This is a genomic window from Microcoleus sp. Pol11C3 (assembly GCF_036701485.1).
GTDB lineage: Bacteria > Cyanobacteriota > Cyanobacteriia > Cyanobacteriales > Microcoleaceae > Microcoleus.
In genome coordinates, this window is the sequence record NZ_JAUBQW010000141.1 from 1 (window position 1) to 15,789 (window position 15,789).

The window sequence follows — 15,789 nt, forward strand, 5'->3', positions numbered from 1 at the left end:
ACTTGTTCGTAAGTCATCAGTTTTTCCTCTCTATCACCTTACTATTGCCCTTATTGGGGACTTTTGCAAGAGGTCTACTGAGTCGAAACTGATTGCACTTGCACTTAGGGACAATGTGGTTGCGATACATCATATTGGTAGCACAGCCATTCCACAAATTCATGCAAAGCCGATTATCGATATCCTAGTTGAGGTTAAAGATATTACTAAAATTGATGTACAGAGTTCAGCACTTGAGGCATTAGGTTATGAAGCAATGGGTGAGTTTGGGATATCCGGTCGTCGTTTTTTTCGCAAGGGTAATGAAGCAGGGATTAGAACACACCACCTTCACGGGTTTGAAGTGAACTCAGCGCAGATAGAGCGCCATTTAGCGTTTCGAGATTATATGATTTCCCATCCTGAGGACGCGCAGCAATACAGCGAACTAAAACGAGAACTCGCAAACAAATACCATGATAATATTCAAGGGTACATGGACGGAAAAGATGGGCTCATTAAAGCAATGGATCTGAAAGCGGCAAAGTGGCGAGCGTCTCATTAAATTTATGAGATTGGAAGTGGCAATTCTTGATATTAAGCCTAATATGAGGGAGCAACATAATATATGAGTGATATCGGTCTCACACACATCGCACTGCCCGTTTCTGATGTCGATCGCAGTATTGAATTCTACTCCAAGTATGCTGGAATGCAGGTCGTTCACCGCCGCATTGATGCAGAAGCTGGAGTTGCTGTGGTTTGGCTTTCTGACCGCACTCGCCCTTTTGTAATTGTGCTAATTCAAACAGACTCCGTACATCCCGTTCTGTCTCCCTTTGCACACCTGGGAGTAGGTTGCAAAAGCCGCGAAGACATGGATTCTCTCTGCGACAAAGCACGTCAAGAAGGGGTGCTGCTTGAGGAACCAAAAGATGCTGGATATCCGATCGGCTACTGGGCTTTTTTGCGAGACCCGGACGGTCACACGCTCGAACTATCTTACGGGCAAGAAATCGGATTTACAGTGGAGAAAAAACAATTTTAAGCCAATGAATAGAATTCGTGGCTACAAAAACAAAGTCCGCCTCCGCGGGCTAGAATACTTTTTGGAGAACAACAAAAATGGAACTAAAACTATCGGATAAAATTGCACTTGTAAGCGGCTCAACGGCAGGAATTGGCTTGGCAATTGCCACCGAACTCGCCAAAGAAGGTGCAACTGTCATCGTTAACGGACGGACTGAAGAGCGGGTAAAAAGGGCGATCGACCAAATCAAAGAAATTGCTCCCGATGCCAAACTTCAAGGTGTCGCTGCCGATTTGGGAACTGCAACCGGAGCCGGTGAATTATTTCAGCAAGTCCCGGAAGTTGACATTCTGGTCAATAATCTGGGAATTTACGGAGCGAAAGCATTTGAGGAAGTTGACGATGATGAATGGATGAATTTTATGGAAATTAATGTTATCAGCGGGGTGCGACTTTCTCGAAAATATCTACCATTAATGCTGAGCAAAAATTGGGGGCGGATTATTTTCATCTCTAGCGAATCGGCGCTCAACATTCCAGCAGAAATGATTCACTACGGAGTCACGAAAACGGCGCAACTTGCCCTCGCCCGCGGTTTGGCAGAGACGACTGTTGGCAGCAATGTGACTGTTAATTCTGTGCTGCCGGGGCCGACGCGATCGGAAGGAGTAGAAGATTTCATTCAAGGATTGGCAGAAAACCAAAAGGTGACTCGCGAACAAGTGGAGAAAGAGTTCTTTGAAAAGACTCGCCCTTCTTCGCTGATTCAGCGTTTTGCCGAGACTTCGGAGGTGGCGGCACTTGTCGCATTTATTGCCAGTCCGGTATCATCTGCTATTAACGGAGCTGCTTTGCGAGTCGATGGCGGTCTTGTGCGATCGATCGTTTAGCCCGATTTGTAAGATCGCGATCGTAAATCAGTTAAGAACACCCTCTTTTCTAGGACTAATGCCAACCTCCCTAAAGAGAGAAATCTCTCTAAGGATGCTGTTAATTGCCGATTTGAAGCAGGAAAATTTTAGTAAAACTGCTTAGAGGAGTCGATCGCCACCCATGAAAAAAGCTTTACTCGCCAGTCTGCTGCTGGTGCTAGCTGGCTGTAGTCAGTCGTCCTCCCATGATAAGCTGGTCAAAACGCTGAAAACGGTTGAATCTTGGACAGCGACCGCTCGTATGGTGGGAGAGACTTGGCAACAGGGTAGCATTCCCGACCTCTATGCTCAACAGACCTTGGAAAAGACCCAGCAGGAAATTGCCAAGGAAACCAAAGATTTGACTGACCCTCCTACTTTGCCAAGACAGATATACCAGTTACAACAAACGCTTCAGCAGATGACAACGGCCATCAAGCAGCACCGCAAAGCGGAGATCGCCACACCTCTGGTGCAGCTTGCAATTGAACAACAGCAGCTTGAAACATTACTCAAAGCGCAGGGAGACCGGTCATGAACAAGATTCGGGAAATTGCTTTGGGTATTGTCACCAGTATTGGCGGCTTCCTAGATGTGGGAGCGATCGCCACTGCCGCAGAAGCAGGCTCTAGCTTCGAGTTTCAGTTGATTTGGACGATCGTTCTAGGTACGATTTGTGTCATCGCTTTAGTCGAAATGTCAGGTCGCCTCGCGGCAGTCAGCAAACACACTTTGGCAGATGCCGTTCGCGAACGATTGGGCTTCAATTTCTTCATATTCCCGTTGATTGCTGAGGTCATCGTTGATTTTTTAGTGCTGGGTGCTGAAATTGGCGGCGTCTGTATTGCGCTGCAACTGGTAACAGGCATTAGCTTTCAATGGTGGGCGCTACCCGTTGCCTTTGCAATCTGGCTGTTGCTTTGGAAGGGCACTTTTAGCTTGATTGAAAACGGCATTTCCTTCCTAGGACTAATTACACTGGCGTTTGTGGTGGCAACCTTCAAGCTTCGTCCAGCATTACCCGCGGTTGCTGAAGGACTTTTGCCAACCATACCCCAACAAGACACCGCCCATTATCTGTTTATTGCTGTCAGTATCCTCGGGGCATTAATTAGTCCCTATTTGTTTTACTTCTACTCCTCGGGTGCGGTTGAAGATAAATGGGATCGATCGCATCTCGGTGTCAATCGTGCAGTTGCTGGGCTAGGCATGGGGTTCGGTAGCCTTGTCTCGCTGGGAGTGCTGATTGTGGCGGCACAGGTATTGCACCCGCGAGGAATTCAAGTAGACAGCTACGAACAAGCAGCTTTGATGTTGACCCAACCTTTTGGATATTGGGGATTTGTGCTGTTTGCTGCATCGCTGGGCGTTGCTTGTTTTGGAGCGGCTTTGGAAGTTAGCTTAGACACGGCTTATATTGTGGCGCAGGCTTTTGGTTGGAACTGGGGTGAAAGTTTGCATCCCAAAGAGGCAGCCCGTTTCAGCTTTGTTTACACAGTGTTTGTATTTCTGGCATCACTGCTGATGGTTGTGGGAATCGATCCGTTGCAACTGACCTTATTTTCAATGGCATTGACTGCCGTAATTTTACCGGTGGCGATTATCCCGTTCTTGGTCTTGATGAACGATCGCGAGTATGTGGGCGACCATTGCAACGGCTGGATCAGTAACAGTATCACCATTTTCACACTTGTTCTGACTTTTGTCCTAGCGATCGTCGCCATTCCATTAGAAGTGCTTGGAGGTTGATATGGATGTTATTCGAGATGTCCTAGATAATCAGATTGTCGATCGCAACCAACGCAAGATGGGCAAGGTCGATGGCATTGTTGTAGAACTCGTAGAGGGACAGCCACCGCGACTGGCGTATCTTGAAACAGGAGTCACCACCTTAGCGCATCGAGTTCATCCCCGTTGCGCGCGTTGGGTTGCCGCGATTACCAGCAAGTGGGGTGCTAAACACACCGAACCGTTTCGCATTGCTTGGTCCCGGGTGCAAAACATCGGCATTGATGTGGAAGTGGATCTCGATGCCGAACAAACTCCCGCATTAGCCTACGAAGTCTGGCTGCGCGAGCACGTGATTAAACACATTCCAGGAGGAAGTTGATGGCAAGTCGCGAACTACACTTAGAACTGCTGCTGGGTAAATGCGTATTTGATTCAACGGGCAATCGCGTTGGACGCATTGAAGAGGTGCGCGCCCAGCAGCAAGGCGACGATTGGGTAATTGTAGAATATCTGGTGGGCATACCGGCGATCCTGGAGCGTTTGTCTGCCTGGAATTTAGGCGCAGGTTTGCTGCATCTTTTGGGTGCCCGCAATCTACATAAGGGATATCGTATTCCCTGGGAGCAACTCGATTTATTCGATCCAGAGCATCCCCGCTTAATTTGCACGATCGATGCGCTCAAAGAGATTTCGCAACAGTTAGAAAGAGATGGCCATTAACCATAAATTTTTATGGTCACTGTGGAGGCCTTGGCGAGCGATTTGAGGTTCAGCCTGCCAGTGGTGGGTTAGACAGCGCTTTGAAGGTTTTCTGTGGCTGGGGAGGCATCAGCCCGATCGCAAGTCAAATTAATCGGAACTTGCGACCGAACAACTTATCGCCGCCTTGTTTTGCTTGTTCAAGATAATACTTTTACTCAAACTCGTATCGTCTTATGGTGGGGATAATCACTTCCAACATTCGATTAGCAGAAGCACCCGGGAATATTTAGTTGCCGATAGAAGTTACGGGTTTGTCCAAAGATTCTGTAGTAAATGTATCTCAATTTTTTACCGTTAATAAAACATTATAGTCTAGCAAATTCGGTCTTTACCAGAATCTTTTTCAGCAGAAGTGGATGAATAGTTGCGGGCAGTGCTTTATCTCTTAGGATGGAAATTAAGCTGGGAAATACATTAAAAAGCAATGGGGAATGGCAATGACGCAAGTTGTAATTGTGGGAGCAGGGCCAACTGGTGCGGCACTTGCCTTGCTGCTGGTGAAACGAGGTATTGCCACAACGTTGGTTGAGGCTGCAAAAGATTCCTACCGAGTGTTTCGCGGTGAAGCGTTAATGCCCAGCGGATTGGATGCGATCGCCCAAATTGGCTTATCCACTATGCTAGAAGGTGTTCCACACCGACAAATTGATGCCTGGGAGTTCGTTGTGGGCGATCGGCAACTATTTCGAGTTGATGAGCCAATGGGGTCAAATCGACCTTGTACGCTGGTATCGCAACCGCCTTTGCTAGAAACACTAATTTCAGAAGCTCAGTTGCATCCAAAATTTGAGTTTATCCCAGGTGTTCCGGTAAAAGATTTACTGTACAGCAACGATCGCATTGCGGGTGTAAAGCTAGGAGATGGGCGAGACATTCCTGCTGCACTTGTGATTGGTACAGATGGTAGAAACTCGGTTGTACGACAACGTGCAGAATTAGAGTTAGTAAAACAGCATAATAATAGTATAGATGTTTTGTGGTTTAAACTTGCCGCTCATTCTCGGTTTGTGGCGGATAATGTATTTTATTCCATCCTGAATGGCGGTAGCGGATTTAGTGTCTTTCATGGGGCAGAATCAGGAAAACTTCATCTGGCTTGGGTGCTATCGGCAGATGACAAAACCGATTGGAAACACACAGACTGGGCAGAAACTTTCGCATCCCTATCGCCTGGGTGGATGGCAGAACATTTCCGCAACTGTGCCGATACGATCGAATCTCCGATGCGATTATCTGTTGTGGTTGGTCGCTGTCCGCGCTGGCATCGACCAGGAATCATACTTTTGGGGGATGCGGCACATCCGATGTCTCCGGTTCGCGCTCAAGGAATTAACATGGCGTTGCGCGATGTAATTGTTGCCACCAATCACCTTGTACCTTTATTGAAAGCAGGGGCTAATTACCAGGATATTGACTTAGCATTATCGCGGATTCAGGCAGAACGCGAACCGGAAATTATTCGCGCTCAACAACTTCAAGCACAAGAAGCGTGGAAAGGCGAACAACTGCGAAAAAATGGATTATTGCGTTTATTGATGATGCAAGCTGCTCCGTTTTTGGGTGAAAGAATTAAACAATTTTGGGTAAAAGGACAGTATGAATTGCGCCAAGGAGTAACGCAGGTAAAATTGGTTGTGTGAAAAGAGGAAATTCAAAGTTAGGAGAAGATTTTATGCGATCGACAACTATCAAAGGACCGATCGGCACTATTCACATCATCGAAGCCAGCCCGCCTGTCACGGCTGGGGAGTCGGAACCGCTGCCGGTGGTGTTCGTGCACGGTATGGCGGTTTCTGCGAACATCTGGGATGCCCAGCTTGCCCGTGTCGCCCGTACCCGACGCGCGATCGCCCTTGATATGCGGGGACACGGTGATTCTGCACCGCCGGAGGACGGCAACTATGCGCCCGCCTCCTGTGCAGCGGATGTTTTTGCGGTACTGGATGGGCTGGGACTCGATCGAGTGGCGATCGTCGGGCACAGTTTCGGTGCCTGTATTGCCCTCGCCACAGCAGCCAGCGCACCGCACCGCATCGCGCAGTTGATCCTGGCAGACGCACCTGGAGACTTTACCAAGGTTCCTGCAGAGGTGTACGAACTGATCGTCCCCTACCAGAGGGCTCTGGAGACGGAGGATTGGCGGGCTGCTGTGGAAACCAGCTTCAATGAGGCGCTGACAGGAAGCACGGCCCAGACGCGCGATCGGATTCTCGCTTGCTTGGCGGCGACTCCACAGGATTGCTTGTGTGGAATGTATCGCGGGATGTTTGCCTTTGAAGCTGTTGATGCTCTCGATCGCTACCTAGCAGCCCCTGGAACACGGGCCCACGCCATTATTGCTCCCTCAAACAATTTTCCGTTCAGCCTCCACATCCTCCGTCCCACACTGACGACAACTACGCTACCAGATACTGGACACTGGCTGATGCTGGATGCGCCAGAGGCCTTTGCTAGAGAACTTGATATCTGTTTGGAAGGTGTTTAATAGACCTCTTGCAAAAATAATTAGCACGGGCAAGATGCCCATCCCACAAGAAAAAATAACTCTTGTGGGATGGGCATCTTGCCCGTCCCATCAATTGAGGAAAAGGATTTTTGCAAGAGGTCTAATAGAGATTTCGACAAAATCTGTTAGTTTTGCCATAATTCATCGAGAGTTAAGTTGTGGGGGTTTGTGAGGATGAAGGCGTTGTTGTCTTTGATTAAGTCACCGCTACAGAGAATCGGTAAGCGTTCTTGATAAGCTTTAATCGCCAGGATATAATCTCTGTCTGCGAGTGTAGTTTGAATTTTCCGCAATTTGGCAATTACAAGACCGAGGAGAGTAATTTCGCCACTTAATTTTTTGGTATTTGGGGTGTGAATTTGCATAACAATTCCCTGAATAGTCGTGTTGGGAATGCGGGTAAGTAGTTCGCTTAAAATTTCAATTTGAGGGCGATTTTCTGCGTTTTCTAGGGTTTGGATTGCCTCGCGGATGCGGGCTGCATAATCTCCCAGGTTTTCCCGGTTAGGTAGCAATATTTCAAATTCTTCTGCATCGGCTGTTGGTTTGTGCCAAAGTGTGGCATTATCTAAGAAAGGTTTGTCTTGATGCCAGCCGTGAGTTTGTAAGTAATTTCTCAGTTGATTTAGCTTGATTGTTTCGAGAGTTTGGCTATCTTTTACGGTGATTTTCATGGTTGAACTCCTTGGCTAATTCTCTCCATAATTGACTGAAGGGTGGCGACTGTAAATTGGTTGGTTTTGGGGATGGGGACGCTGACAGCGTTTGTGTTTTGTGTTTTTGGCTTTCCCCGCAGCGATATCCAATATCCGCAGCCTCTGATGCAGAGTTCTGTTTCGGACTGGGTTAACCAGTCTTCGGGTGTTTCTGGAATTAAAACGACAACTAAAATTCGGGGAATGGCGAAGTCATCCATTCTTAAGTCGTCGTAGTTTTTGAGCTTGAGGGGGTAGCGGATAAAGTGATTGTCTTGGATATCTCTTGATGTAGATTTTAACTGCAATTCTAAGCGAGGTGCTCTAATGCGGCCTGTCCCGCCTTTCGCCGCTACTCCCCAGTCTACGCTGTCATCGTCTACGGAAGGTGTGTAGACGGAATAGCCGGCAACGGTGGTGACAGCTTGCAGGTAGATGTTGCTGAATTGTTCTTTTTGTTGGTTGATGTCCACTTTTTACGTAGCGATTATTCTTGTTAATCTATTTGGTAGGACATTATAGATAAATTCATATCATGTGGGTTGCCAAAAAATTATTAATTCCTTGAATCATCAGATCCACCTGGCTACGATTAAACTCATCAAAATTTCCGTGAGCTGCACTATTCCGAATATCAGCCCAACCTCTAAGCTGCTTAGCTGTTACTTCATTAAATACCTTATTTTTTTTCAAGGCCTCAATCAAAGGGGTGAGTGTTAGGGGTTTACCCTTATCATTGACTGTTGGTATGGACGGACTCTGCTTATCACAGAGAGTTCGTAGAGATTTCTCTAAAACAGCTCCAGCTAATACGGCTGCTGGTACATGGTCATATTTACCAGACTGACCCTCTGCTAACAAATGTTCTGCTTGACCCATATAATCTGCGACTATTTCAGCTTCTATCTCAAGTCCCAAATCTCCTAAAAAACCTTTTTTAAAGTCATCTTTCAATCCTTTTAATCTATAAATGTGGGTATTCAATTGTTCTGCTTGACCCATATAATCTGCGGCAATTGCAGCTCCTAACTCACCAAGTCCCAAATTTTTTAAATTACCTTTAAAGTCATCTTTCATTTTTTTAATTGATAAACTTAATTGATAAACGTGGGTATTCAATTTCTCGAAATCCTCGAAATAACGTTCGGTTCCATCCAATAATTTTCGATGAACACTCCTGGGAGGAATGATTCGATCTAGTAACGATAAATAGTTTAAATACCACCCCGGCAGTTTGTGTCGATATTCAAGTTCTTGTTGAGTTAAAGCTCTAATTACTTCCTCCGTGCCCCACAAGAAAGCAATGGACATATCTTTAAGAACTTTATAAATCCTTTCTCCTTCTTGTATAAGTTCATCAAACCGAGCGAGATATTTGTTTAAAATGCTAGGCGGTAGTCTCATTACAATGATGCCTCCAAAAAAAATCCGTATCTTTCACACGAAGCTCGCCCGAGAGAACCTTGCGGAGTAGGGTATCGCGAATGGCTCCAAGTCTGCGCGATTTTCGATAAGAGTTATCTTTACTTCGCACTCTCCAATTTTATCATTGCTCCTCAATTTCCACATCCACCGCTTCTAACTCAGCTTCCAACTGCTCAATCGTCGGCAAACGTCCTTTGAGGAAAAGCTGTTTCTGAGTCAACAGCTAAATGCTCTATAACTTTGGCTCCCCATCCTCGCTGCTGTTGCCTGTTTAAAATATTCCATTCAATTGACCAGTAAAGCAACAGTAATTCGCGATTAACAGAAAGTACGGCCCGCACTTGATATTGCACAATACGTTCCTTAAGTTCTCGCAAAAAATCATGATTATCTTCAGCAATTGACGAACTATCCGCCAGAACCCACCCTCAGCAGATTTTCCCGAATCATCGCCTCTAACTTGGCACTCTCGACAAATTGCCTCTCCAACTTCGCCGTCAAATGCAGCATCTTCTCGTCCAAACCCTCCTCCTCCTCCTCCCAGGCCTCCGCCCCCACATACCTCTCAGGAGTTAAAACATAACACTTACCGTTTTGCTTTTTTGTTGCCTTTTGACTTCGCACCAGTGTTACAACTCTTCTGGAAAGTACATTTGCAGCAAATCTGCCCCGCCCTAACCCAACTGGCCTAACTTCTCCAGAAATTAGGTAAAAAGCACCTAAAGTATGATGCGAAACTCGGCCAGAACTCTTATTCTATAAATCGATCGGGCATTAAACCGATATCCACAACCGCCAAGATTTAGTGCCAAAAATTAAATCTTTCCGGCGAAAAGTTGCTATTTAATGAATAAGACTTTACAATCCAGCAAGGTAAATGAAACTCTCAATGAGCAGCCCTGCAAGCACGAACCCGAAATGGGTCGCAAGTGCAAAAAAGCAGCAAAAGCTACCTTTTTTAACTCTTTCAACAGCAAAGCATTGGCAAAAAAACCAGGGATCGACGGTTGGCATCTTGGAACGAATGCTTTGCTCGCAATACTACAAATGTATCAAAACTTGTCAGCCAAATTTAGTCCTAACAGATGCCTAGCTGTAACTCTTGCTGCGTAAGGTTTCAGTTTCTAATTAGGCTGGTTTTATTGTCTTTAACTACTTGAGTGAGGATTTGCTCGCATGATTTCGATTTCTACTACTCAATCCGATGTGCTACCTTTGCCTGCGCCAACCGTAACGGCTGCAACCCAAAGCACCGTGGCTGCTGCAACTGGGGTGTGCGTGACGGTTCACGGTCACTTTTACCAGCCGCCCCGGGAAAACCCTTATCTGGACGCGATCGAACGCCAAGCCAGCGCCTCTCCCGCCCACGACTGGAACGAACGCATTGACAACGAGTGCTACCGCCCGAACGCCTTTGCCCGCATACTCAACGATCGCGGCGAAGTCGCGGGGATCGTCAACAACTACGAGTATATGAGCTTCAACATCGGCCCTACCCTGATGAGCTGGCTGGAACGCTACGACGCGGAAGTCTACCAGCGGATTCTGGAGGCCGATCGCAAAAGCTGTCAGCGCCTCAACGGTCACGGCAACGCGATCGCCCAAGTCTACAATCACATCATCATGCCGCTGGCTAACGAGCGAGACAAATACACCCAAATTCGCTGGGGGATCGCAGATTTTCGCTCCCGATTCAATCGCGAGCCCGAAGGAATGTGGCTCGCCGAAACCGCCGTAGACTACGCCACCCTCGAAGTTTTAGTCGCTGAAGGCATCCGCTTCATTGTCTTAGCCCCCTCCCAAGCCGAACGCTGCCGCCCGCTAATCGGGCAAAACCACGAAGGGGAACCAGGGCAAAATTCCGAATGGCACGAAGTTGGCGGGGGTCAAATCGATCCGACTCGCCCGTACCGCTGCTATTTGAAGCCGGAAATGCGGTTGATGGCTGACCACCAACTCTCGCCGCTGAGCACTCACTATTTTGGCCGCCAGCACTCCCAAAATTCTGCAGCCCCAACTACCAACACTCCCTACATCGATATCTTTTTCTACGACGGCCCGATCTCGCGGGATATGGGCTTCAATGACGTGCTCAGCAGCAGCCACCACTTGGTCGGGCGGTTGGGTCAAGCAGTACGGGGAGACCACCGACCTGCTCAATTAATCTGCGTGGCGACGGACGGCGAAACTTTCGGCCATCACAAAAATAGTACCGAAAAATGCCTCGCTTACGCATTTACAGAAGAGTTTCCCCGCCGCGGCTGGACGGTGACGAATTTTGCTCATTATTTAAGTCAAAATCCGAGCGCTTGGGAAGTGGAACTCAAACCCGTAACGGCCTGGAGTTGCTCTCACGGGGTCGATCGCTGGCAAGATGATTGCGGCTGCGGTGGCGGCGGCGGATGGCACCTCAAATGGCGCCGCCCTCTGCGGGATACTCTGAATTGGCTGCGCGATCGACTGATTCCGATTTACGAAGAAGCGGGGCGCAAGCTGTTTTGCGATCCCTGGAAGGCCAGAGATGAATATATTGAGGTCATCCGGGATCGATCGCCCGCTAACGTTGACAGGTTCCTCGAACGCCATCAAGTGCGCGAACTCGATGCCTCCGAACAGGTGGACGCACTGCGACTGCTGGAAATGCAGCGCCACACCCTGTTAATGTTCACTAGCTGCGGCTGGTTTTTTGAAGAAATCTCGCGGCCAGAAGGCGTGCAAATTCTGCGCTACGCGGCCCGGGCGCTGGAATTGGCGGGCGAAGTTACGGGCGTGCAGCTAGAAAAGGATTTTGTCGATCGACTAGCCCTAGTACCCAGTAACGTTGACTATTTCCAAACAGGAGCCGAAGTTTACCGCAAACTGGTGGTGACAGCTCAAATTAGTCTCAAACAAGTGGCCGCCCACTACGCAATCAGTTCTCTGTTTGCCAAATTTTCCCGCGAAGAGCGACTTTACTGCTATCAGGCCCAGCAGCAAGATTTCCAAATTCAGCGCATGGGCTCGATGACTCTGGCTGTGGGTCAATTGCAGTTAACCTCGGAAATTACGCGGGAAACCGAGGTTTTTGTGTTTGCTGCGTTGCACCTCGGCGGCTGGGACTTCCACTGCTGCATTCAGCCTTTTGGCAGCCGCCGGTCTTACACTATGCTCAAAGAGCGGTTGTTTGGAGTTATGCAAGAAGCTTCGGCATCCCACGCCATTCTGGAAATGGTGCGGCTGTTTGGGGATCAGTCCTTTAGCTTGCGGGATTTATTTGCTGAGGAACGCCACCGGATCGTGCAGTTGCTGAGTCAGGAAAACTTGACTCGGTTGGATCAGCTTTACACTCAGGTTTACCGCGAAAATTACGGGGTGATGATGGCGTTCCACCGAGACGAGTTGCAGGTGCCGGTAGAGTTGCAGGTGGCTGCTGAGGTGGCTTTGGGACACCGCTGTTTGACGGCGGCCAAGGCCCTGGAACTGGAAACCGAGGATGTGGAACCGCTGCTGGCCGAAATTGAGGCGATCGCCACTGAAAGCGGCCATCTCCGCTGTCGGTTGAACGTTCCCGAAGTCAAGGAAATTTTGGAAAAGCTGGTTTGGCGATCGCTTGAGGCGCTGCTGCAAGCAGGATCGGGCGCGGAGGATAGCTCGCCTGTCAACTTAGAAGCTGATATCCGCACGATCGAGCGTTTGATTGCGGTGGGCGATCGGCTGAGTCTGGGTTTGTGTCTGGATCGATCGCAGGAACTGTATTTCAATTCTCTCTACAGTCAAATTGTGCCCCTGTGTTTGGGCTGGCTGCAACTGCAAGAGGTGTCGGCGGGCGACAGTGTGGTCGCTGCCGTTGCCTTGGGAATTGCAGGTTCCGGCGCCGGCTGGGACTTGCCTTCGATCCGGCAGTTGCTGGAGTTGGGTCAAACCTTGGGCGTTGATGTTGAGTGTTGGTTAAATCAGTTAAGTAAATAGTTTCCTGATTAGCCAACCAAATCAATTCCGGTGCTTGACAGTCCGCCCGATCGAGCTTTAAAGGCCGATCGGGCCTGCGGGTTCAACCGAGAATCATCAACATTTCGGCTGACGTGGATCGCGGCGGGCGATCGAACCTATAGCAACCGCTTTCGTCGGTTATGGCATCAACTACAAGTTCTCGCTTTTGCTGCTGAGAGTCGAATTCGCAAACACAAGGATCAGTTTGATAGCCTGAGAAATGCGACCCTTGAATGTGTTGCGCTTTCTTGCCTCCTAACCGACGAAAACGGTTGGTATAACAAGAAGAAAAAGTCATGAAAAGATTTAGATTCTTAGGATTTATTGTTGTCTTTTGTGCAATCATTTCTTGGTCGATCGCCATTGCTGGGCCAATTCCTAACCCCCCACTTTGGCAAGTCTATCAACAGTCACTCAAATCAGCAAAATACGTAGACCTCACCCATACCATTACGCCAACCATCCCTGTTTGGTCGGGTTTTGGACAGCCTAAATTTTCAGCCACCACAGACCCCAAAACGGGCAAAGCTTACACCTATGCTGCCGATGGCTTTGAAGCAACCCACTACGATCTGCCTACCGACCAACTGGGTACCCAACTAGATCCCCCAGCCCACTGGAATCCTGACTATCCTGCAATTGACGAGTTACCACCCACCTTTGCCGTCCGTCCGTTAGTGGTTATTCCGATTCAGGAGAAGGTGGCTCAGGATCCAAATTATGCCCTGCAAGTGGGGGATATTCTGACTTGGGAACGGCAACACGGCAGAATTCCGGAAGGATCGGTGGTGTTTGTCCGTTCAGATTGGTCGAAAGAATGGTCCAATCCTAAACTGGGAACCCTCACCCATTTTCCGGGTGTTTCGCTGGAGGCTCTGAAATTTTTGCATCTAGAACGTAAAATTCTGTTTCATGGCCATGAACCCCTAGATACCGATAGTACGCCGACGCTGGAAGGAGAAGCCTGGTTACTCAGAAATGGCTATACTCAGGCCGAGGGAGTGGCCAATCTTGATCGAGTGCCCGAAACAGGAGCCTTAGTGACGATCGGCTATCCCAAATTACAGGGGGGATTAGGCGGCTATGCCCGCTACATCGCCATTTGCCCACCGAATTGGCACTATGGCGTATCCGTGGGGCAGATGCCCGAAGCTCCGCTTGCCAAAGCAGCCAAATCCCTCCACTGGGATCGGCAACTCGGTGTACGAGTTCGGTAAAGTCCATAGGCTATTTATGTCCGCGCCCCATGTGGCGGTTGCTATACCGACAGACAACCGCTAATTTTCTTTGAGTCAGTTCTGGACGCCGGGAAACTGAAGAAACCGGGTTTTTTACCCTGACTGGGGACTACGGCGCAGGATTTTCGTAAAAACCCGGTTTCTGGCCACCCGTGCGTAAGTCCTATGAGTTTTCGGTCTACTTGTGTGGGAAGATAAAAAGACTGTCGCCAAAGCGTACAGGTGTTCTGCACTTGCACGCTTTGTATTGTTTGGAAGAAAGAACACTAAGTTTAAATTTATGAAAGTTGGCGATCGCGTTTGCATTAAAAACTCTGTTGTTGTCTACCACCACCCTCAAAATCGCAGTCAACCATTTGATATTAAGGGTATGGAAGGAGAAGTCGTGGCGATCGTTCACGAATGGCATGGCCGCCCTGTCAGTGCCAATTGGCCGGTTCTAGTTCAGTTTGACAAAAAATTTAGAGCTCACCTGAAAGAGGATGAGGTCGAATTGATATCCTCGGAAGTCTAGCTGTCTCAAAAAAAAGTTGAAGCCGGAGATCAAAGACAATATCCAATCCGGTCAGTCGATTTTAGATTTTAGATTTTAGATTTTAGATTTACTCCACAGATGAATCTGGAAGCTTGAACGATGATCTAAAATTTTGGGCTGATCACTACTCCTGTCGGAAAGCAATTATCCGTTTTTGCGCGGGGGCCCTATAACTGTTATAGAGTTTGTAGTGAGGAGTTCAGTTTTTTCTGTGGCTTTTAGTCGATCGGCGGGACTAAAGCCCTTACTACAAACCACCTTTTTTGTTCACTCCTTAATTTTTCGACCGTCCGCGGCTAAACCAACCTAAAATATTCCAATCTCCCTGCATTTTCTGCAATTCCTGCTGATGCTGCTTGGCTGTAGCGTAATACCACTGGCAGTGAAGTTCTAGCTCTTGACGGTACTTAATTTCGTCGTAAAACTCGCGGACAATTTGGTGTCTCTGAAAAATTTCGGCCGCGGGAGTCGGTTCTGGGGCAATGTTTTGCAACTCGTGGGGCAGCATGATTGTTTGGGGGCGACTGTGGCTAATATTTGCTGTAATGACTTCAAGCTAACACACTAAATCAATTTTGGATTTGGGATTTGGGATTTATCTCAAATCTGTTAGCATCGGAATTATTCCTATCTCTCTACTCTTGAGCTGCGTGAATTAGCGTCAATCCATTGTCATCTGCGGCCCGAAAAATTCTCTTTTTTTTACCGCAGATACAGGTAGATAAACACAGATTAACGCAGATGAATTCTATCAATTCCGGTTGCACCATCCATCCGTGATTGTTGACTGTTGACTGGATTTGACTATTCCGATCTATCTGTTAGCATCGGAATTATTCCTATCTCTCTACTCTTGAGCTGCGTGAATCAGCGTCAATCCATTGTCATCTGCGACCCTAAAACTTCTCTTTTTTTTACCGCAGATACAGGCAGATATAGTCATTTCAAATAAGTATGAGACACTATTCATGCACAATAAGCACGAATAATTTCATCAAGAGATGTGCC

Annotated in this window: 20 protein-coding genes; 13 read left to right on the forward strand and 7 right to left on the reverse strand. The window is 48.0% G+C overall.

All coding sequences use genetic code 11. The features are described 5' to 3' along the window. Positions 1-52: 52 nt before the first annotated feature. From QUA40_RS23595 to QUA40_RS23635, 9 genes are all read left to right on the forward strand, one after another. Positions 53-544 (forward strand): GrpB family protein, encoded by a 492-nt coding sequence (locus tag QUA40_RS23595; protein ID WP_333130426.1) that lies wholly within the window; start codon positions 53-55, stop codon positions 542-544. Between the two features lie 63 nt (positions 545-607). Beyond that, positions 608-1,027, forward strand: coding sequence for a VOC family protein (locus QUA40_RS23600; protein WP_333130388.1), 420 nt, complete (start codon positions 608-610; stop codon positions 1,025-1,027). Positions 1,028-1,104: 77 nt separating this feature from the next. Next, positions 1,105-1,899: an SDR family oxidoreductase gene (locus QUA40_RS23605; RefSeq protein ID WP_333130390.1), complete on the forward strand. Its 795-nt coding sequence runs from the start codon at positions 1,105-1,107 to the stop codon at positions 1,897-1,899. Positions 1,900-2,062: 163 nt separating this feature from the next. After that, on the forward strand, positions 2,063-2,458 hold the full coding sequence (locus tag QUA40_RS23610) for a hypothetical protein (protein WP_333130392.1): 396 nt from the start codon (positions 2,063-2,065) through the stop codon (positions 2,456-2,458). Further along, on the forward strand, positions 2,455-3,669 hold the full coding sequence (locus QUA40_RS23615) for a divalent metal cation transporter (protein ID WP_333130394.1): 1,215 nt from the start codon (positions 2,455-2,457) through the stop codon (positions 3,667-3,669). Before QUA40_RS23610 ends, QUA40_RS23615 begins: the two co-directional genes overlap by 4 nt. Before the next feature lies 1 nt (position 3,670). Then, positions 3,671-4,030 (forward strand): hypothetical protein, encoded by a 360-nt coding sequence (locus QUA40_RS23620; protein WP_333130396.1) that lies wholly within the window; start codon positions 3,671-3,673, stop codon positions 4,028-4,030. Next, the gene (locus QUA40_RS23625; RefSeq protein WP_333130398.1) at positions 4,030-4,371 is read left to right on the forward strand and encodes a hypothetical protein; all 342 of its coding nucleotides are present in this window, start codon (positions 4,030-4,032) and stop codon (positions 4,369-4,371) included. Before QUA40_RS23620 ends, QUA40_RS23625 begins: the two co-directional genes overlap by 1 nt. Before the next feature lie 479 nt (positions 4,372-4,850). Next, a complete protein-coding gene (locus QUA40_RS23630; RefSeq protein WP_333130400.1) occupies positions 4,851-6,053 on the forward strand; it encodes an FAD-dependent monooxygenase in 1,203 nt (400 codons plus the stop codon). Between the two features lie 32 nt (positions 6,054-6,085). Beyond that, positions 6,086-6,898 (forward strand): alpha/beta hydrolase, encoded by an 813-nt coding sequence (locus tag QUA40_RS23635; protein ID WP_333130403.1) that lies wholly within the window; start codon positions 6,086-6,088, stop codon positions 6,896-6,898. Between the two features lie 146 nt (positions 6,899-7,044). Here the strand turns inward: QUA40_RS23635 and QUA40_RS23640 are convergent, their stop codons facing one another. From QUA40_RS23640 to QUA40_RS23660, 5 genes are all read right to left on the reverse strand, one after another. Further along, positions 7,045-7,593, reverse strand: coding sequence for a hypothetical protein (locus QUA40_RS23640; RefSeq protein WP_333130405.1), 549 nt, complete (start codon positions 7,591-7,593; stop codon positions 7,045-7,047). Then, positions 7,590-8,087 (reverse strand): DUF4365 domain-containing protein, encoded by a 498-nt coding sequence (locus QUA40_RS23645; RefSeq protein WP_333130407.1) that lies wholly within the window; start codon positions 8,085-8,087, stop codon positions 7,590-7,592. The genes QUA40_RS23640 and QUA40_RS23645 overlap by 4 nt, the downstream gene beginning before the upstream one ends. Before the next feature lie 55 nt (positions 8,088-8,142). Beyond that, positions 8,143-9,018 carry a DUF4145 domain-containing protein gene (locus tag QUA40_RS23650; RefSeq protein ID WP_333130410.1) on the reverse strand — a complete coding sequence of 292 codons (876 nt, stop codon included), beginning with the start codon at positions 9,016-9,018 and terminating at the stop codon, positions 8,143-8,145. A gap of 194 nt (positions 9,019-9,212) precedes the next feature. After that, positions 9,213-9,392 (reverse strand): DUF1016 N-terminal domain-containing protein, encoded by a 180-nt coding sequence (locus QUA40_RS23655; protein ID WP_333130412.1) that lies wholly within the window; start codon positions 9,390-9,392, stop codon positions 9,213-9,215. Between the two features lie 55 nt (positions 9,393-9,447). Further along, positions 9,448-9,663, reverse strand: a complete 216-nt coding sequence (locus QUA40_RS23660; RefSeq protein ID WP_333130414.1) for a hypothetical protein — start codon at positions 9,661-9,663, stop codon at positions 9,448-9,450. Between the two features lie 222 nt (positions 9,664-9,885). Here QUA40_RS23660 and QUA40_RS23665 point away from each other — a divergent pair, with 222 nt between their 5' ends. Both QUA40_RS23665 and QUA40_RS23670 read left to right on the forward strand, forming a co-directional pair. Then, positions 9,886-10,152 carry a hypothetical protein gene (locus QUA40_RS23665; RefSeq protein WP_333130416.1) on the forward strand — a complete coding sequence of 89 codons (267 nt, stop codon included), beginning with the start codon at positions 9,886-9,888 and terminating at the stop codon, positions 10,150-10,152. Positions 10,153-10,215: 63 nt separating this feature from the next. Then, entirely contained in the window at positions 10,216-12,987 is a 2,772-nt protein-coding gene (locus QUA40_RS23670) for a DUF3536 domain-containing protein (RefSeq protein WP_333130418.1), read from the forward strand. Positions 12,988-13,069: 82 nt separating this feature from the next. Here the strand turns inward: QUA40_RS23670 and QUA40_RS23675 are convergent, their stop codons facing one another. Continuing rightward, a complete protein-coding gene (locus QUA40_RS23675; protein ID WP_333130421.1) occupies positions 13,070-13,306 on the reverse strand; it encodes a hypothetical protein in 237 nt (78 codons plus the stop codon). Here QUA40_RS23675 and QUA40_RS23680 point away from each other — a divergent pair. Then, positions 13,305-14,225, forward strand: coding sequence for a cyclase family protein (locus tag QUA40_RS23680; protein ID WP_333130424.1), 921 nt, complete (start codon positions 13,305-13,307; stop codon positions 14,223-14,225). The two genes, QUA40_RS23675 and QUA40_RS23680, sit on opposite strands and share 2 nt — an antisense overlap. Positions 14,226-14,526: 301 nt before the next feature. Further along, on the forward strand, positions 14,527-14,760 hold the full coding sequence (locus QUA40_RS23685; RefSeq protein WP_333047607.1) for a ferredoxin-thioredoxin reductase variable chain: 234 nt from the start codon (positions 14,527-14,529) through the stop codon (positions 14,758-14,760). 295 nt (positions 14,761-15,055) lie between these two features. Here the strand turns inward: QUA40_RS23685 and QUA40_RS23690 are convergent, their stop codons facing one another. Continuing rightward, positions 15,056-15,289, reverse strand: a complete 234-nt coding sequence (locus QUA40_RS23690) for a hypothetical protein (RefSeq protein ID WP_242722513.1) — start codon at positions 15,287-15,289, stop codon at positions 15,056-15,058. Positions 15,290-15,789 lie beyond the last annotated feature (500 nt).